Source organism: Streptomyces sp. UNOB3_S3 (assembly GCF_020740895.1).
Classification (GTDB): domain Bacteria; phylum Actinomycetota; class Actinomycetes; order Streptomycetales; family Streptomycetaceae; genus Streptomyces.
Genome location: NZ_JAILXP010000139.1, coordinates 1 through 17,412 on the forward strand (window position 1 = coordinate 1; position 17,412 = coordinate 17,412).

Sequence of the window (17,412 nt, forward strand, 5' to 3'; positions counted from 1 at the left end):
GGCGAGGAACGCGCCGCCCGACGCTGCCGGGGAGAGCGTGCCCGCGGCCACGGCCGTGGCGACGGCGACCTTGAACAGCACCAGCGACGTGGCGTCGTTGAACAGGCTCTCCGCCTGCACCATCACCTGCACGCGCGGCGGCAGCGACAGCCGGCGCCCCAGCGCTGTGACCGCCACCGGGTCCGTGCTGGCCAGCACCGCGCCGAGGACGAAGGCCGTGGGGCCGCCGAGCGGGGTGACGGCGGAGGCGACCACGCCCACGGCCGCCGCGGTGGCCAGCACCAGCCCGAAGGCCAGCACGGTCACCGGCCGCCACACCAGCCGCAGTTCGCGCCACGGTATCTCCTCGGCCGAGGCGAACAGCAGGGGCGGCAGCACCACGACGCTGATCGTCTCCGGGGCGATCCGGATGTCGGGCACCCAGGGCAGCAGCCCTATCAGCGTCCCGCCGACGACCAGCAACGACGGCGCCGGGACCCGCCAGTGCCGGGCGCCCGTGGCGATGAGCGTGGCGAAGGAGACAAGGAGGAGCACAGCGGTCAGAGCCGTCACGTGAGGCTTCCCGTCGACGCGGTGGAGCGGCTCGCGCCGCACTGCCGCCGACCAGGCTTCCCGGCACTCCCGGGAGAAATCTACCGGGTTCCGGATGGCCCCCGCCCCGCCCGTGACCTGCCGAAGTCAGGAACGTGTCAACGTCGGCCCCCGCACCGCCGCCCACGGGCCGGATCGTCCGACGATGGCCATGTACCCCTCCGCACCGGGCGATCCGCCTCGCCCCCGACAGAAGGAACATCCATGGCCCAGGCCAGCGCTCCGCCTGATACTCCGGGCATCCGCCCCGGCAGACTGAAGGTCTTTCTCGGCGCTGCCCCCGGAGTCGGCAAGACGTACCGCATGCTGGACGAAGGATGGCGCCGCGCCCTGCGCGGCACCGATGTCGTGGTGGCCTATGCCGAGTGCCATCACCGCCCCCACACCGAGGAGATGCTCGAGGGGCTGGAGGTGCTGCCGCGACTGCACCGGGACTACCGGGGCATGGAGTTCACCGAACTCGACCTCGCCGCCGTGCTCGCCCGCCGCCCCGCCGTGGCGCTCATCGACGAACTCGCCCACACCAACGTGCCCGGCACCGGCAACACCAAGCGCTGGCAGGACGTCGAGGAACTGCTCGCCGCCGGCATCGACGTGATGACCACCGTCAACATCCAGCACCTGGAATCACTCAGCGACGTCGTCGAGAAGATCACCGGGGTGCCGCAGCGGGAGACCGTGCCGGACGACGTCGTACGCCGCGCCCACCAGATCGAGCTCGTCGACATGCCCCCCGAGGCGCTGCGCCGCCGCATGGCACACGGCAACATCTACGCCCCCGAGAAGATCGACGCGGCGCTCTCCCACTACTTCCGCGTCGGCAACCTCACCGCCCTGCGCGAGCTGGCCCTGCTGTGGCTGGCCGAGCGCGTCGACGAGACCCTCCAGCGCTACCGCGCCGAGCACGGCATCGGCGGCGTCTGGGAGACCCGCGAGCGCGTCGTCGTCGCGCTCACCGGCGGCCCCGAGGGCGAGACCCTCATCCGCCGGGCCGCCAGGATCGCCGCCCGCTCCTCCGGCGGCGACCTGCTGGCCGTGCACGTCACCCGCAGCGACGGGCTCGCCGGCGCCTCGCCCGCCGCGCTGGCCCGGCAGCGCCGGCTCGTCGAGAGCCTCGGCGGCACGTACCACACGGTCGTCGGCGACCAAGTGCCCGCCGCGCTGCTGGAGTTCGCGCGCGCCGAGAACGCCACCCAGCTCGTCGTCGGCGTCAGCCGCCGCGGCTGGCCGGCCCGCGTTCTCGCCGCGCGCGGCGTGGGCGACAGCGTCGTCGAGATGTCCGGCGACATCGACGTCCACATCGTCACCCACGAGCGCGCCGGCCGGGGACGCGGCCTGCCCGTCCCGGGCAGCGGCCTCTCCCGCGTCCGCCGGATCGGCGGACCCGTGGCCGGACTGCTCCTGCCCTTCCTGCTGACCGCGGTCCTGCGCGCGGACGCGGCCGCCGAAGCGCTCGGCCTCAACCTGACCAGCGAGGCCCTGCTCTTCCTCGTCGCCGTCGTCGGGGTCGCCTGCATCGGCGGGGTGGTCTCCGCGCTGCTGGCGTCGCTGACGGCCTCGCTCCTGCTCAACTACTACTTCATCCCGCCGGCCGGGCGGTTCACGATCCACGGCGCCAACAACATCCTCGCGCTCGTCGTCTTCGCCCTCGTCGCCTGCACGGTCGCGGCCGTCGTGGACCGCTCGCTGCGCCTGAGCCGGCGCGCCGCGAGCGCCACCGCGGCGGCCGAGACCCTGTCCTCGCTGGCCGGCGGCATCCTCCGGGGCGAACAGGAGGTGCCCGACCTGCTGGAGCGCACCCGCCGGACCTTCGGCATGGAGTCGGCCGAACTGCGCCCCCGGGCCCGCGACCGCGACCGCGAGGCCGTCCTGGCCCCGGCCGTGGCCCCGGCCGTGGCCCCGTCCGTGGCCCGGGACGGGGCCGGGCGCGCCGCGACCGAGGAGATCAGGATGCCCATAGGGGAGGACGCCGAACTCGTCCTGCGCGGCCGGGCGCTGCCCTCCTCCGACCGCCGGGTGCTCGCCGCCTTCGTCGCCCATCTGACGGCCGCGGTGGAGCGCGCCCGGCTGGCCGAGGCGGCCGCCGAGATCGAGCCGGTGCGGGCCGCCGACCGGATGCGCACCGCCCTCCTGGCGGCCGTCAGCCATGATCTGCGCACCCCGCTCGCCAGCGGCTGGGCCGCCGTCAGCTCCCTGCGCAGCCGGGAGGTCGACTTCTCGCCCGAGGACCGCGAGGAACTGCTCGCCACCGCCGACGAGTCGATGGCCAAGCTCAACCGGCTCGTCGACAACCTCCTCGACATGAGCCGCCTCCAGGCGGGCGCCCTGACCCTGAGCCTGCGGCCCACGGCCCTCGTCGAGGTCCTGCCCCTGGCCCTGGACAGCCTGCCGGAGGCGCCGAAGTGCGAGGTGGCCGCCCAGGACCTGGAGCGGGTTCCCGATGTCCTCGCCGACCCGCCCCTGCTGGAGCGCGTCCTGGCCAACCTGGTGGCCAACGCCGCCCGGCACTCCCCGCCCGGCCGCCCGGTCACCGTCGCGGCCAGCGTGCTCGCCTCCCGGGTGGAGCTGCGGGTCGTCGACCGGGGCCCGGGCCTGCGGCCCGCCGACCGCGAGCGCGCCTTCGCGCCCTTCCAGCGGCTCGGGGACACCGACAACACCACCGGCCTCGGCCTGGGCCTCGCGCTGTCCCGGGGACTGACCGAGGCCATGGGCGGCACGCTCACCCCCGAGGACACCCCCGGGGGCGGGCTGACGATGGTCGTCTCCCTGCCCGCCGCCCCGGCCCCGGTCCGGGACGTGCTGGCGTGACGGCGTGACGGCGTGACGGGGTGACGACCGGGGCTAACCGCTCTGTCTCCATATTCCTGACGGGGCGTCGGCTCAGGGAGGGAACTGTTCCGCCGACTCGCCCGCTGTACAAGGTGAATCCGTCAACCCGGGTGCCGTACAGGGGACACCCGGCTACCGAGGGGGAGCCATGCGTACGAACCGATCCACCTGGCGCTCCGGAGTGGCATTCGCCCTGCTGGCCGCGCTCACCGTCCCGGCCGTCGCCTTCGCGGCCTCCGCCGGGGCCTCCACCCCGCCCGCCGCCACGGCGGCGGACGACGCTCCGCAGACGCACGAGGGCGGCACGTCCTCGGTCGTCGACCGGGTGGCGTCCTTCTACGGCGCCTACGTCGACGCCCGTACGGGCACGCCCGACACCAACCTGTCCAACGCCCTGCGCGCGCACTACCTCACCAAGGAGTTCCGCGCCCGCCTGGAGACCTGGGAGCGGAAGAACGGCGCGGACGGCGTCCTGCGCGCGCAGAACACCCCGCGCGCCTGGCAGGTCACCTACGACAACAGCGGCGCCGGGCACACCTGGACGAAGGTCCGCCTGACCTGGGGCGACGAGAAGAAGCCGACGTACACCTACCTCAGCGTGCAGTCGGACATCGCCACCAGGACGATCTCCGACATCAAGGAGGGCACGGCGACGGGCGGCGCAGCCGACGACTGACGGACAGCCCTACGCGGGCGGGGCGGCCCGCCGGACGAAGGACATCCCGTACAGGCCGCCCGGCCCGGCGCTCGCGCCCGAGACATAGGCGGTGTTCGCGCCGTGCCAGTACAGGGAGTCGACCGGGAGGGGCTCGTCCAGGAACCGCGCGGGCGTCAGCACCGTGCCCGCGAGCGGGTCGCGCTGCCGGTCGCGGGACCACCGCCGGACCTCGGACTCGCGCAGGGCCGTGCCCCAGGACATGCCCCGGTCGAGGTCCGCCAGCCGGAAGCCGATCAGGGTGCCTTCCCGGGTGTCCTCGCGCAGCACGGTCAGCTCGGCGGGACGGCCGTCGAGGTCGCCTGTGTAGCGGCCGTCCCCGGCGTACCAGTCGCGGTAGTCGCGGAACGGCCGGTTCTGTACGTAGGCGGGGCCCGTGCCGGAGCGGCGGAAGGACAGGGGGAAGCCACGGCCGTCCCGGACGCTCGTCCCCGAGAGCCGGTCGGTGTCCCGGGTGTGCAGCACCAGGGCGCGCAGGGTGAGGGCGGCGGACCCGCGCAGCGCGATGCCGCCGGCCATGTGGGAGGTCGCGGGGACGTCCTCGACGCTGCCGGTGAAGGTCTCGTCCCGGTCGAGGTCGGCGAGGGTGAGGTAGAGGGTGTGCTTGGTGCCGGGGGACTGCCGTACGACGACCATCCTCAGCCGCGCCCGGCGACCGTCGTACACCCCTTCCCATGTGCCGTGGAAGGCACGGACGTCCCGGAAGACCCCGCCCTTCTCCCGCGCGGTCGTGACGGCGGCCGCGGCGTCCGTGCCGAGGCCGGCGCAGCCCAGGGCGAGGGCGGTGCCGAGGGCGGATCTGAGGGCGGTGCGGCGGGACGGTGAGCGGTACTGCATCGGACCTCCCGGATTCCGTACGCGGAAATCTCCCGTGTCGAACGACGCCGCTCATGATGTGTGCTGTCACGCGCGCCGCACAGCCCCCGAATGAGCCTCAACGCATCTCATAGCAGTCGTAGTTGCGCTGGGAGACGATCTTTCCGTCGCGGAACTCCAGGAACGTCGCGATGCACGCACGCATCACATGCCCGGCGGGCAGCTCCCCCAGGGGCACGGCCAGCGTGCCCGACCAGACGGCCTCCAGGGCCACCCGGTCACCGGCCGCGACCGTGCCCGTCACCTCGAAGCGCTGCTCGGAGAGCAGATCGCGGCCCCGCTCCGCCGCCGCCAGGATGGCGGGCAGATCGCGCACGACGCCCTCGGGGAAGAGGGCGTTGGGCAGCTCGTGGTGGACGGCGTCCTCGTGGAAGAACCGGGCGAGTTCCTCGCCCGTGGCGAAGCGGGCGACGGCCTCGTGGTAGCGCAGGGCCGTCTCGACATTGGGGTGCTGCTGCACATCCGGCATGGCTCGACCATAGCGGTGCCCCGCGACGCCGGAACGCCGCGGGGCACCCTCGCCCACGGGATTCGTCAGGCGGTCTGCTCCTCGGTCCGGTCACCGCTCCAGAGCGTGTGGAAGGAGCCCTCGCGGTCGGTGCGCCGGTAGGTGTGGGCGCCGAAGAAGTCCCGCTGGCCCTGGGTCAGGGCGGCCGGCAGCCGCTCGGCGCGCAGCGCGTCGTAGTAGGCCAGGGTGGCGGAGAAGCCCGGCGTCGGCACCCCGCCGCGCACGGCGGTGGCGACGACCTCGCGCCACGCGTCCTGGGCCCGGCCGACCTCCTCGGCGAACTGACGGTCCGCCAGGAGCGTGGGCAGCTGCGGGTCGGTCGCGAACGCGGCGCGGATACGGTCGAGGAAGGCCGCCCGGATGATGCAGCCGCCGCGCCAGATGGCGGCCATCGCGCCCAGGTCGATGTTCCAGCCGTACTCCTCGCTCGCCTTGGCGATCATGTTCCAGCCCTGGGCGTAGGAGACGACCTTCGACGCGTAGAGCGCCTCCTCCACACGGGCGGCGAACTCCTCGGCCTCGGCGGGGGAGAGGGCCCCGGCCGAGGGCCCGGGCAGACCGGCCGCCGCCTCGCGCAGCTCCTTGTGCCCGGAGACGGAACGGGCGAACACGGCCTCGGCGATCCCGGACACCGGCACCCCGAGGTCCAGCGCCGTCTGCACCGTCCACCGGCCGGTGCCCTTCTGCTCGGCCTCGTCCGCCACGACGTCCACGAACGGCCGCCCGGTGGCGGCGTCCTTGTGGGCGAGCACCTCGGCGGTGATCTCGATGAGGTACGAGTCCAGCCGCCCGGCGTTCCAGGTGCGGAAGATCTCCGCGATCCGCTCCGGCGCGAACCCGCCGACCGTACGCAGCAGGTCGTACGCCTCGGCGATCAGCTGCATGTCGGCGTACTCGATGCCGTTGTGCACCATCTTGACGAAGTGGCCGGCGCCGTCGGGACCGACGTGGACGGCACAGGGGGTGCCGTCGGCGGCCTTGGCGGCGATGTCTTCGAGGAGGGGTCCGAGGGCCTTGTAGGACTCGACCGATCCGCCGGGCATGATGGAGGGCCCGTTGAGGGCGCCTTCTTCGCCGCCGGAGATGCCGGCGCCGACGAAGTGGATGCCGCGCTCGCGGAGGTTCTTCTCGCGGCGGCGGGTGTCGGCGAAGTGGGCGTTGCCGCCGTCGATGATCATGTCGCCTTCTTCGAGGAGGGGTGCGAATTCCTCGATGACGGCGTCGGTGGGGTCGCCGGCCTTGACCATGATGATGAGGCGGCGGGGCTTGACGAGGGCGGCGACGAATTCCTCGGCGGTCTCGGCGGGGACGAAGTTGCCTTCGTGGCCGTGCTCGTCGATGAGGGTCTTGGTCTTGGCGGCGGTGCGGTTGTGGACGGCGACGGTGTGGCCGTGGCGTGCGAAGTTGCGGGCGAGGTTGCTGCCCATGACGGCGAGCCCGGTGACGCCGATCTGTGCGGTTGCCGTGGTGGCGGGGGTGCTGGGCATTGCGGTGGTCCACTCCTGTCGCTGTGCGTCGAAGGCTGGTGCGGGCGTCAACACGGCAGGGTCCGGGGATCTTCCCGGGGTCGGCCGTACGGGTGACCGGGCAGCAGCCCGGCCACCATGGCACGAGGCGCTCAAGGGTGACTGGGGATGCGCTGGAGGTGGTCCTGGGCCAGTCTCCTCGCTCGCCCGCGAGAGCCTCCGCGCCTGTAGCCCGTTTGTGTGACCTGAACAAATGCGATGCGAGGTGCGTGGTCCAGGTGTCGAGGCCTCGCCGTCGGCTGGGCCGCCCGGAGGCGCGGTCTGCCGGTTGCGTGATCGTGGCGTTTGTGGGCGGTCCGCGGCGCGTTCCGATGGGTCTGCTGCTGACTTATTGCTGACTTAGCTGATGGCTAGTCAGGTAGGCGGTGCGGTCCCTTGCGGGTGCCGTGGCGTCAGTGAGGGGCGGTGGTGATGTCACGACAGGGGTGACGGAGGGTGATGGAGGAGCTGGCCCGGCAGTGACGCTGCAGGGGCGTCGGCGCCATGAGACTGCGGAACTGTGATTCTCGAGTCGGCGGCCCGGCTGGGGCGGGTCGCCACCAGACTGTCGCTGCCACTCGGGCGTGCTCCCGCACGCGTTCCTCGACTCGCCCGACGGTCCGATCACCCTCCGGCCGTACGGCGTCGCGGTAGGCAAGACGACCTACTACTGCCCCGGTGGGATCTACTCGCTCGCCAGCGTCGCTGACAACGAGATGGGCGAGGCCTTCGAACGGCTGTGGTGCTGCACCGTGGCCAACGCCTGGACCGCTCAGCCAGGTTGAGAGTCGCTGCGAATGCGATGGCTGCGCGAGTCAGAGCCTGTGGATATGTGGCTTGGTCACGACGGGCCAGGTAACCGGCTGCGACGGAGAACAGTCCGGCGATAAGAGTGATCAACGGGCTGGCCGAGGTTGAGATTGCTGAGCTCTCCGGCCGCTCCCGCAACACGGTCCGCAGTGTGAGGCAGTGCGTGACTCCGTGATGCTCCGTGGGTCGTCGGTCGCTGTGGGCGGGTGCGTCAGCGGTGTCGTCGGCCCAGGTCGACCAGCAGGTTCTTCGTCTCCTGGTGGTACGCGACCGCACCCGCTTCTGACCTGTGGCAACGGGTGGAATCGCCCGATGGGAAGCTGAGTCGGTCCGCACCTGGTCCGGATCTTGGTATGTGGTCCCAGCAGAGGACTCTCCCGCGGTACCACATGGCACAGGTAGGCGGAAGCGTCTTGTGGCGTCCATCGGGTCTGGATCGATGCCGTTCATGCAGGTGGGGCCTTTGTGGTCCAGGTGCGTCGATGGTGTTGGTGACACGAACGTGACACGTGGTGGCCTCTGAGGCTCCCGCCGGGCAGGTGCCGGCGGGGCTCAACGCGCGACGGTTGGCAGCTGTCGCAGTCCGGAACGGTCCCTTGGAACCGTGCAGGGGCGTCACAGCTACTGAGACGCTGTGAGGCGGGACCAGCGGTAGATAGTGCGGCTGTGGCGCCGAATTTCGGCCGAGCTGCGGTGAACGTCGGCGGACGTGGACCGCTACTGCACGGCGATGGCCTCGATCTCGATCAGCATCCTGGGATCGGACAGTGCGCTGACCTGTGCGAGGAGGCTGGCTGGGCGGCAGTCCGCCCTCGCCAGCGCCTCGGTGACGGCGTCGTAGTGGATGGTGACGGCCTTGATGTCCAAGGTGAGGATGCGAATCTGCACGACGTCGCCCAGAGCGAAGCCGGCCTCCTCCAGCGTCTCCTCCAGGCGCTGGAAGGTCAGCTTGATCTGGGCGCGGATGTCGCCGGGGTGTGCGATGGCGCCGTCGTCGCCCCGGGCTTCGTGGCCGGCGATGAAGAGCCAGCGCCGTGGGTTTTCGACGAGCACGGCGTGGTTGTAGCCCAGCCGGTCGCCGAACATGCGCGGGCCGATGTCCGTGCGTTCCATGGTGTGTCCCTGTCTGGGCCCTGAGGGTGACCGCGGTTCAGGCCGGTCGCGGGCCGAAGTGCTTGACGTACGGCTCGGTGCCGGTGCCGTACGGGTGCCAGTCGGCGAGGCCGTCGCCGTTGGGGGATCCGGTGGTGACGAAGGCGGCGAGTGCGCCGGCGAAGGCGCGCGCCAGGTCGTGGTCGTGGTCGTCGACCGTGCCGAGCATGGGTGCGTCGGGGAAGGTGGCGAAGGTGCCGAAGAGGAAGGGCAGTTCGGCGCAGTGGGTGGCGCCGAGGCCGTGGTTGTCGGGTTCGGGGCGGCGGGTGAAGCGGTAGACGTACGCGGGCAGGCCACGGCCGGCGCGGTGGGCGGCGACCTGGAGGCCGCCGTCGCGGAAGACGCGGTCGCCGGCCAGCTCGGTGTAGAGGCGGGCGGGCGTCGCGCCGGGGTGCCGGGCTTCGTAGCGTTCGTAGGCCAGAGGGGCGTCCGCGCCGAGGCGGCCGGGGAGGGCGCCCAGCATGGCGAGGGCTTCGTCGCGGGTGAGGGAACGTGCGTGGGGGTCGGTGCCCAGGAAGGCGGTCATCTCGTTGGAGACGGTGCCGATCAGGACGTCCGTGTCGTCCAGCGCGCCTTCGGCCACGGCCTCCTGCCAGGCGCGCGGCTGGCCGGGGCCGCCGAGCACGGGCCACATGGGCGGTGCGATGTCGCCGGGCCGGTGGTCGAGGCCGTCGGCCAGGCGCTGGTAGGCGTCCTGGAGCCGCTGCCAGGGCAGCGCGCGCAGGGCGCGGCCGGGGTCGCCGTCCAGGTCGGCGGCCTGGTCATCTTCCCGGTCGGCGTCCAGGAGGCGCAGGTAGGCGGTGGTGGTCGCGGTGGCGTCGGCCGGGTCCTGGGGCGGCAGGCCCAGGGGGCCGCTCTGGACGATGATCCGGCGGATCATGCCGCTGGTGGCGGGGTCTGTCGCGAGGGACATCGTCGAGTAGCCGCCCGCCGACTGGCCGCCGACCGTGACGAGGGCGGGGTCGCCGCCGAACGCGGCGATGTTCCCGGTGACCCAGCGCAGGACGGCGCCCTGGTCCTGGGGTCCGAGGTTCTCGGCGCCGATGGCGGGCAGGTGGAGAAAACCCAGGGGGCCGATGCGGTAGTTGGCGGTGACCACGGTGATGTCGCCGAGCGCGGCGAGGTGGGCGCCGTCGTACCAGTCCCAGCCGCCGGAACCGCTGGACCAGCCGCCGCCGTGGAACCACACCAGCACCGGCCGTGGCACGGCCCCCTCGGCCAGGGCCGTGGCTGGCGTCCACACGTTCAGGTTGAGGCAGCCGTCCTCGTCCCAGTCCGGGACACGCGGCCCCATCACCCCCTCCAGCCGCGAGTGCGCCTGCGGCACCGCCGGCCCCGAACGGGCCGCGTCCCGCACCCCGCTCCAGCCCGGATGGGCCCGGGGCGGGGCGAAGCGCAGCTCGCCCACGGGCGAGGCCGCGTAGGGGATGCCACGGAAGGCCGCCACCGGGCCCTCGACGGCCCCGCGCACGCGTCCCGCCCGGGTGGCCACCACCGGCCCTCGGCTTTCCGCCACTGTCGCCGCCTCTCCTCAACCCGCTGTACACGGCGGACGCCGATGCCACCGGTCTACTGGGACACGTCGTGATCGGCCACTCATGGGCACCCGAGCAGCGGAGTACAAGCCCCGGAAAAAGCGGCTCCCGGGTTCACGCACTGGCTGATGTGATCATTTTCGCTGTGGCCCGTCCGGCCTCGCAGCGCGTTGACACCCTTGGGAGGGGACATGGTCACCGGCACTGTGAAGTGGTTCAACGACGCGAAGGGGTTCGGCTTCCTCGCTCCGGAGGGCGGCGGTGACGACCTCTTCGCCCACTTCAGCGAGATCCAGATGGAGGGCTTCAAAACCTGCGGGAGAACCAGAAGGTGGAATTCGAGGTCAAGACGGGCCCCAAGGGCATAACAGCCGCCAACATCAGGCCCCTGTAGCTCTCTGGCGCCGCCTCTGCTCCGCTTCGGGCGACAAGGAGGGGCAGAGCCGTACAGGCCAGGTGAATCCCGAAGGCCCGGATCCACGGATCCGGGCCTCGGTGTTTCGCCCGCTCCAAGGCTTGAATGCGCTCTTGTCGGTACCCGCGCTTTCAGAGATGATCTTGATTTTGAGAGGCGGCCGGGCCATCGCGCCCGGGAGATATCATCTTGGAGGCGGCATGCAGACCGGCACCGCGAAGTGGTTCAACGACGCAAAGGGATTCGGCTTCATCACTGCGGATGAAAGCGGCGAAGACCTCTTTGCCCACTTCTCCGAGCTCAAGATGGACGGGTTCAAGACCCTTAAGGAGGGCCAGAGGGTGACCTTCGAGATCAAGGATGGCCCGAAGGGCAGGCAGGCGGCCAACATCCAGCTCATCTGATCTCCAGTCGCTCCCGACACCCAGGGGGCCGGCCGTCCTGCCCGGCGCCCTGGACGGCGCTGCGGCCCAGTAGGGGCCGGTGCGTCCGGTGATGGCTTTCGTCGCGGGCCAGCCCGGCGCCGGCAGGACGGGTGTCGCGCGGATGGTCCGCCGGACCCTGCGGGATCCGGCCCACATCAGGCGCGATGGCTTCAAGGTCTTTCCCCCGGACTGCTTTCAGCTGCTGCGCGGGGAGCCGCGTCGCATGGCCTCCGCGCGGATCCGCGTCGGCTACCGTGCCTGGCAGGCCCAGACCGAGAGGTACGTGCGTGAGCGGCGCGGGGACGTGGTCATCGAGCTCACTCCGTCCAGTGCCGGCGCCTTCATGGCGGGTGCGGCCCTGTACCGGCAGGCCGGATACAGGGTGGAGCTGGTGGTCCTGGCAGTACGGGCGGCGGATTCCCGGCAGGGCACCGCCAACCGCCACCCGCTACGCCGAGGTGAGCCGACTGGATGTGCCCGCGCGGTTCACCACCGCCGCCGGGCACGACCTGCACTACGCGGTCCTGCCCGAGGCCGTGGCGCTCGCCGAGCGGCTCTCGGCCGTCGACGAGGTGCTGGTGATGCGGTGCGACGCCCACCCCCTGTACCGCAACCACCGGACCAGCCGGAGCCAGTGGGTGCGATGCCCCGCCGCGGCGTCGGCCCTGGTCGCCGGACAGACCCGCCCGTACACCCCCGGTGAAGCCGCGCGATTCTGGTCCGTCCAGCGCCGGCTGCACAGGGCGATGCCGCAGTACCGCGACGACCTCGTTGCGATCGCTGCTCTCGCCTGCCCGCTGATGCCCACCCAGCAGCTCCACCCGACCGCCCCCGCGGCCGCGCTGCCCGTACCCGCCCACCGGGCCGCGCGGCACGGTGAGAAGCCGTCCCGCTTCCTCGGTTGGTCATCACGTGGCGTGATGGATCTTGGGGGAGATACGGCTGAAGGGCGTATCTCCCCCAAGGCCCAGAGGCCGTGTGCCTCATTCGTGGGACGGGTGCGCGGGTTACACCATGGTGTGCTGGTGCGGAGGGGAAGCTTCTGAGGCTGGAGACCGAGTGGCGCCTGGTGTCCGGGCTCTCGGATGACGGGCTGTGCCGTTGAGGGCGAAACTGAAAGGGGCTCACATGGGTGTCGGCGATGCGCTCAGGGCGGATATCTTTGCCGTGGATCTGGGCAAGTACCGGGTGGCGACCTGCCAGCAGGCCAGCGGCCTGAACTAAGGGCAGGAAGCCGGCGAGGTGAAGACAGCCACCGCGCCAGGAGGGCTTCTCGCGGGGGAGGTGTCTGACGCCGGGCAGGTTCCGGAGGTCACCTTGTCCCAGCCCTTGGACGCGAGCGGGCAGTAGAACGACTGGGGCAAGCAGACGGCAGCCAGCGGAGGTCCCGATCCCGCACAGCCGAATCTCTCGGTCTCGCTCCTTGACGGCAAGAAGAAAGTGGTTGCGCGTGTCAACCTGCTGAATGCCTGGGCCTCATCGTGGGAGGGACCGGAACCGTCCACAGACAATGCCACCGCGGCGATCGAGAAGATCACGCTCGTCTGCGAAGACATGACCATCGCTGAATGATCACTGGTCTCCCGGGGTGACTGAGCGATCGGTCCGTTGGTTCGTGTTTGGTTCCGGCGAGTCAGGTGCCGCGCCGGTTCGGGGTGGCTTCGCCGGTGAGGCGGCGGCTCATGAGGCCGATCATTGCAAGCTGGATCATGGCTTCGGAGCGGTCTGGATGGGTTTCGTAGTCGCGGGCGAGGCGGCGGTGCGGGCGAGGCGGCGGTGATGCATGAGCCAGCCGATGCTGCGCTCGATGGTCCAGCGTCGGTGTCGGAGACGCTGGCTGCTCGAAGACGCCGTCCTGCTGCCGCTTCGCGAAGTACCCGTAGACGGTGGTCCACGGGGGGCGAAGTCATGCGGGAGGTACCGCCAGGGGATGCCGGCGCGGTCCATGTAGAGGATCGCGTTCATGATCTGCCGCAGGTCATGCTCGGGTGGGCGTCCGATGTCCAGGGCGTGCCGGCGCCGGTCGGCCCGCCAGGTCGAGAGGACGGGTCCGATCAGTTCCCGACGGTCGTCGGACAGGTCGCTGGGGTAGCCGCTGTGCGGGGTCATGTTTCCGGTGTGCCGCGTGGCGGCCGACCAGACCAGTCGGCAAATACCCGCGTGCGGAGCTGTGTTGGGATGAGACAGGAGGAGCCGGAGCGAAATACCCTCTGCTGTCGCAGCACGGACGGCCACCCCACCTGCCCCTCCCGCCTCGGACCACCGAGGCGGAAAACCCATCACAGTGCCCGCAAACAGGGCTGAACGTCCAGTAGGGGACGGTACGCCTGTGTCCGGGCGCCGCGCATCGCCGGTGGGCGCGTGGTTCCGGCGCCTCGAGTATGCCGAAGGTGCAACATCGGCTTCGTCCCGGGGCGGACAGCGGGCGCGGTACGCGGCCCGAGACTGGAGGGAATCCACACCTCACTGATCGACGGAGCCCTGTCATGCCCTTCACGCTGGTCCATCCGGCCGCTGTCATCCCTCTCTCCCGGGGGCGTCTCGTCCCCTCCGCGCTGGCCGACGGGGCGATGGCGCCCGACTGGGCGGGGCTGCTGCCCGTCCAGAACGCCGGCCTGATGAGCCATACCTGGCTCGGTGCCGTCACCGTCGACGCGCTTCTCGCCGTGATCCTGCTGATGCTCTTCCACGGGCTGCTCAAGCGGCCCTTGGCCGATCTCGCGCCGGCCGGGTGGCGGGGAAGGCTGGCCGGCCCGGTGGGCGGGTTCCGGTGGCGGTCGCTCTGGTTCCTGCCCTCGGTGGTGATCGGTGCCGCGACGCATATCCTGTGGGACGACTTCACCCACGGCCGATTCGTCGAATGGGGCCCCAAGACCCAGCTGGTGCAGGACGGCAGCAGCGTGCTCGGTCTGGTCCTGATCGTGTGGTGGCTGGTGCGCTGGTACCGCACCGCGTCGGCGGCGGAGGTGCCTGGCCTGTTGACGCGCACCGGCCGGGATGCCGTCCGCTGGCTCGCCGTCGGCGCTGTCGCCCTGGCCGCCGTGGGTCGGCTGGTCTTCCCGCCGCGCCCGCTGAACGGTGAGTTCCCCACCGGGTTCGCCCTGCTGTGGTGGCACGCCACCAACATGTTGCTCGCCGGCGTCGGCATTGGCATCGTCGTGCTGGGCTGCTACGCGGTGCTGTGGCAGCTGCGCGCGCTGTTCGCCACCCGCCGGAAGGCCGCTTGATGGTCCGGAAGGAGACGATGAGGTCGCGGACGGGGAGTAATCTGCTGGTCGGCGGCCTATCGGGATTCGGCGCGTACGTCTTCGCGGCGGGCGGTGACTCCTGGGCAGGGCACCGCGTGGCAGGACATGGCCAGCACGGTGGTGTGGCCCTGGTTTCTGATCGTGGGCATGATCGCCATCACCGCTCCCCGGCTGCTCGACGCGGTGTTCCGGGCCTCGCCGGCGATGGTGCTGATGGTTCTCGGCTGCTACCTCATCGGCATCGGCGACCTGACCGAGGGCAACCGGGACGCGCTGTTCGGCTGGGGTGCCGTCGCGCTGACCGCCGTGCCGGTGGTCGTGGCCTGCGCCTACGGGATCAAGCGGGCCGTGTCGCTCATGTTCCGTCCGCCAGCCCCGCCTCGTAGGCGATGATCGCCGCCTGGACGCGGTTCGTGGCGCCCAGCTTGGCGAGGATCCTGCCGACGTGGACCTTCACCGTCCCGGTGCCCACCCCCAGGCGACAGGCGATCTCGGCGTTGGCGAGCCCGGCACCGAGCATGGCCAGTACCTCGCGTTCCCGGCCGGTGAGGACAGCGATCCGCTCCTCCGCCGTCCGGGTACGGTGTCCCCGCCCCTCATCCCGCATCGCCCGTACGACATGGCCGGTGAGCGCCGGCGAGAGGACCGCGTCGCCCAGGGCGGCGGCACGTACCGCCTGGATCAGCTCCTCGGGGCCGGAGTCCTTGAGCAGGAAGCCGTCGGCCCCGGCGCGCAGGGCGCGGGTGACGTTCCTCTCGTCGCCGAAGGTGCTGAGCATGACGACGGCGGCCGGGGGGTCGAGGGCGGTGAGGTGAGTGAGGGCGTCCAGGCCGTCCGTACCGGGCATGCGGACGTCGAGGAGCACGACGTCGGGGCGTTCGCGGACGGCGAGTTCGAGGGCCCGGGCCCCGTCACCGGCCTCAGCGACGACCTCGATGTCGTCGGCGTGCTCCAGCACGAGCCCCACGCCGGCCCGTACGAGCACCTCGTCGTCGACGAGGAGCACGCGGATCATCCGGCCTCCAGGGGCACGTCGAAGAAGTCGATGCCGGTCAGTCGGCCGTCCGTGAAACAGTACCGGGCCAGTGTGAGGCGCCCGCCCCGGCCCGGATCCGGGGGAGCCGAGGAGTACGGGTAGAGGCACCTGGTGCCGACGGGCTTGGGCGGCGCGTGCCCGGCGGCCGCCGCGCGGGCCATCCAGGAATCCACCCCCACGATGGAGACGACCTGCGGGCGGGTCATGCCCAGGCGTACGGAGCCGGCGTCGTCCCGGGCGGCGGGCGCGGGCGGCATATGGGCGTAGCGCAGGCCGATGACGAGCAGGCCCGCCACGGCGACGAGCCCGAGCGCCCCGGTCACGGCCCGGGGCCAGCGTGGCGGCGCGGGCTCACCGACGCCGGCCCGGTCCGCGGGGTGCGGTGCTGCGGGTGCCGCCAGCGGGAGCCCGGCCCGGACGGCGAAGCTGCCGTCCCCGGCCGGGCCCGCGCTCGCCTCGCCGCCCAGCAGCGCGACCCGCTCCCGGATACCGGCCAGCCCCCGGCCCGTACCGGCCGGAGCAGAGACACCGGCAGGGCGGGTGTTGCGCACCTCGACGTGCACCCGGTGCTCGTCCACCTCCACGGACACGGTGACGGCCGCCCCCGGCGCGTACCGGTGCGCGTTGGCCAGGGCCTCACGCACGATCCGGTGCAGCGCCCGGCGCACCATCGGGGACGCTCCGGTCAGGTCCGGCCCGGTCCACTCCAGGCGGGCCCGGGCACCGGCCGACGCGGACGCCCCGGTCAGCGCCCCGATGTCGGCGCGCAGCCCCGTCGCATCCGTGGGGGAACCGTCCAGCGGCCCCAGGACACCCAGGACCTCGCGCAGTTCCTCCAGCGCCTCCCGGGCCGTTCCCCGCAGCCGTACCGCGTTCTCGCGCAGCTCCGGTGCCCGCTTGCCCAGCGCCAGTTCCAGCCCGCCCGCGTACAGCGAGATCAGGCTCAGCCGGTGGCCGATCAGGTCGTGCATCTCCGCCGCGATACGGGCCCGCTCGGCCAGCCGCGACGCGTCCTCCGCGGCCTCCGCCCGCTCCCGCAGCGCCACCACCAGCCGGTCCTGCTGACCGGTCACCGTACCCACGAGACCAGGCCCCGCCACCGCCACCACCGACAGCACCGCCCCCAAACGGGCGTCGGGGTACGCGGTCAGGACCGGGAGTACCACCGCCACACCAAGCACCAGCAGGCGGCGAGGCACCTGCCCGGCCACCCGCCCGCCGACCCGGCGACCCGCCCCGTACGCGGCCACCGCCACCGGCAGCCCCACCGCGGGCAGCGCGCCCAGTACCGCCGCCAGCCCCCACAGCCCGGCCACCGGCCACCACCGCCGCAGGACGAAGCAGCCCAGGCCGGCGACGCCGAGCCCCAGCGCCGACCACCGGTCCTTCGGCACGTCGGCGAAGTAGGCGACGATCCGATCAGTGGCCAGCGTCACCGCCACGGCGGGCACCATCTCGGCGGCGGAACGCAGCAGCGCACGCCTACGGGGGCTCATGATCGTCACAGCAAGGAGTCTAGGTACCGCGCGACAGGTCACCAGCCACCGACAGGAGTGAGTGGGCAGATGCGCGGGGCGAGCCGCTGCCGGAGCCGATCAGTACTGTCGGCCGGCATGTGGGAGGACGCGAGAGCATGTCTGACAACAGCTAACAGAATGAGATCTGTTGACGCTGGTTGCCGTGTCTGACGGGCGGGTTGAGCGTTGTCCGGCTCGTGGGGGCATCGCCGTGGATCGTGTCGGATGAGTTGTGGGAGCGGATCGGGCC

The 17,412-nt window shown here is 71.9% G+C and carries 15 protein-coding genes and 4 pseudogenes; 10 read left to right on the forward strand and 9 right to left on the reverse strand.

What is annotated here, in order from left to right; genetic code table 11:
- Positions 1 to 552 (reverse strand): cation:proton antiporter (locus K6I33_RS16965; RefSeq protein ID WP_229352919.1); only part of this gene is annotated, 552 nt, incomplete at its 3' end.
- Between the two features lie 243 nt (positions 553 to 795).
- Here K6I33_RS16965 and K6I33_RS16970 point away from each other — a divergent pair.
- Together K6I33_RS16970 and K6I33_RS16975 are read left to right on the forward strand one after the other, a co-directional pair.
- A complete protein-coding gene (locus K6I33_RS16970) occupies positions 796 to 3,399 on the forward strand; it encodes an ATP-binding protein (RefSeq protein ID WP_229352920.1) in 2,604 nt (867 codons plus the stop codon).
- 169 nt (positions 3,400 to 3,568) lie between these two features.
- Entirely contained in the window at positions 3,569 to 4,096 is a 528-nt protein-coding gene (locus tag K6I33_RS16975) for a hypothetical protein (protein WP_229352921.1), read from the forward strand.
- Positions 4,097 to 4,105: 9 nt separating this feature from the next.
- Here the strand turns inward: K6I33_RS16975 and K6I33_RS16980 are convergent, their stop codons facing one another.
- From K6I33_RS16980 to gndA, 3 genes are all read right to left on the reverse strand, one after another.
- Positions 4,106 to 4,972 (reverse strand): hypothetical protein, encoded by an 867-nt coding sequence (locus tag K6I33_RS16980; RefSeq protein WP_229352923.1) that lies wholly within the window; start codon positions 4,970 to 4,972, stop codon positions 4,106 to 4,108.
- Positions 4,973 to 5,069: 97 nt separating this feature from the next.
- Positions 5,070 to 5,480 carry a nuclear transport factor 2 family protein gene (locus K6I33_RS16985; RefSeq protein WP_229352924.1) on the reverse strand — a complete coding sequence of 137 codons (411 nt, stop codon included), beginning with the start codon at positions 5,478 to 5,480 and terminating at the stop codon, positions 5,070 to 5,072.
- Between the two features lie 65 nt (positions 5,481 to 5,545).
- Positions 5,546 to 7,006, reverse strand: coding sequence for an NADP-dependent phosphogluconate dehydrogenase (gene gndA, locus K6I33_RS16990; protein WP_229352925.1), 1,461 nt, complete (start codon positions 7,004 to 7,006; stop codon positions 5,546 to 5,548).
- Positions 7,007 to 7,608: 602 nt separating this feature from the next.
- On the opposite strand from gndA, the gene K6I33_RS16995 reads away from it, so the two are divergent.
- Entirely contained in the window at positions 7,609 to 7,809 is a 201-nt protein-coding gene (locus K6I33_RS16995) for a hypothetical protein (protein WP_229352926.1), read from the forward strand.
- 742 nt (positions 7,810 to 8,551) lie between these two features.
- Here the strand turns inward: K6I33_RS16995 and K6I33_RS17000 are convergent.
- Both K6I33_RS17000 and K6I33_RS17005 read right to left on the reverse strand, forming a co-directional pair.
- Positions 8,552 to 8,947: a Rid family hydrolase gene (locus K6I33_RS17000; RefSeq protein ID WP_229352927.1), complete on the reverse strand. Its 396-nt coding sequence runs from the start codon at positions 8,945 to 8,947 to the stop codon at positions 8,552 to 8,554.
- Between the two features lie 37 nt (positions 8,948 to 8,984).
- The gene (locus K6I33_RS17005; RefSeq protein ID WP_229352928.1) at positions 8,985 to 10,502 is read right to left on the reverse strand and encodes a carboxylesterase/lipase family protein; all 1,518 of its coding nucleotides are present in this window, start codon (positions 10,500 to 10,502) and stop codon (positions 8,985 to 8,987) included.
- 210 nt (positions 10,503 to 10,712) lie between these two features.
- Here K6I33_RS17005 and K6I33_RS17010 point away from each other — a divergent pair.
- The 5 genes and pseudogenes from K6I33_RS17010 to K6I33_RS36610 all read left to right on the forward strand — a co-directional run.
- Positions 10,713 to 10,915: pseudogene (locus K6I33_RS17010) on the forward strand (cold-shock protein).
- Positions 10,916 to 11,136: 221 nt separating this feature from the next.
- Complete coding sequence (locus K6I33_RS17015; RefSeq protein ID WP_229352929.1) at positions 11,137 to 11,340, forward strand: cold-shock protein; 204 nt, start codon at positions 11,137 to 11,139, stop codon at positions 11,338 to 11,340.
- A gap of 142 nt (positions 11,341 to 11,482) precedes the next feature.
- Positions 11,483 to 11,800, forward strand: a pseudogene (locus K6I33_RS17020) (zeta toxin family protein); the annotation flags it as partial.
- 19 nt (positions 11,801 to 11,819) lie between these two features.
- A complete protein-coding gene (locus K6I33_RS17025) occupies positions 11,820 to 12,407 on the forward strand; it encodes a hypothetical protein (RefSeq protein ID WP_229352940.1) in 588 nt (195 codons plus the stop codon).
- Between the two features lie 319 nt (positions 12,408 to 12,726).
- A pseudogene (locus tag K6I33_RS36610) lies at positions 12,727 to 12,933 on the forward strand (phage tail protein); the annotation flags it as partial.
- 61 nt (positions 12,934 to 12,994) lie between these two features.
- On the opposite strand, the pseudogene K6I33_RS17030 reads toward K6I33_RS36610, so the two are convergent.
- Positions 12,995 to 13,470 (reverse strand): annotated as a pseudogene (locus K6I33_RS17030) (transposase).
- Between the two features lie 377 nt (positions 13,471 to 13,847).
- Between K6I33_RS17030 and K6I33_RS17035 the strand changes: the two are divergent.
- Positions 13,848 to 14,588, forward strand: coding sequence for a DUF4184 family protein (locus K6I33_RS17035; protein WP_229352931.1), 741 nt, complete (start codon positions 13,848 to 13,850; stop codon positions 14,586 to 14,588).
- 93 nt (positions 14,589 to 14,681) lie between these two features.
- Complete coding sequence (locus K6I33_RS17040) at positions 14,682 to 15,002, forward strand: hypothetical protein (protein ID WP_229352932.1); 321 nt, start codon at positions 14,682 to 14,684, stop codon at positions 15,000 to 15,002.
- Here the strand turns inward: K6I33_RS17040 and K6I33_RS17045 are convergent.
- The gene (locus K6I33_RS17045; protein WP_229352934.1) at positions 14,965 to 15,624 is read right to left on the reverse strand and encodes a response regulator transcription factor; all 660 of its coding nucleotides are present in this window, start codon (positions 15,622 to 15,624) and stop codon (positions 14,965 to 14,967) included. The two genes, K6I33_RS17040 and K6I33_RS17045, sit on opposite strands and share 38 nt — an antisense overlap.
- Positions 15,621 to 17,141 carry a histidine kinase gene (locus tag K6I33_RS17050; RefSeq protein WP_275126716.1) on the reverse strand — a complete coding sequence of 507 codons (1,521 nt, stop codon included), beginning with the start codon at positions 17,139 to 17,141 and terminating at the stop codon, positions 15,621 to 15,623. The genes K6I33_RS17045 and K6I33_RS17050 overlap by 4 nt, the downstream gene beginning before the upstream one ends.
- Positions 17,142 to 17,412: the final 271 nt, after the last annotated feature.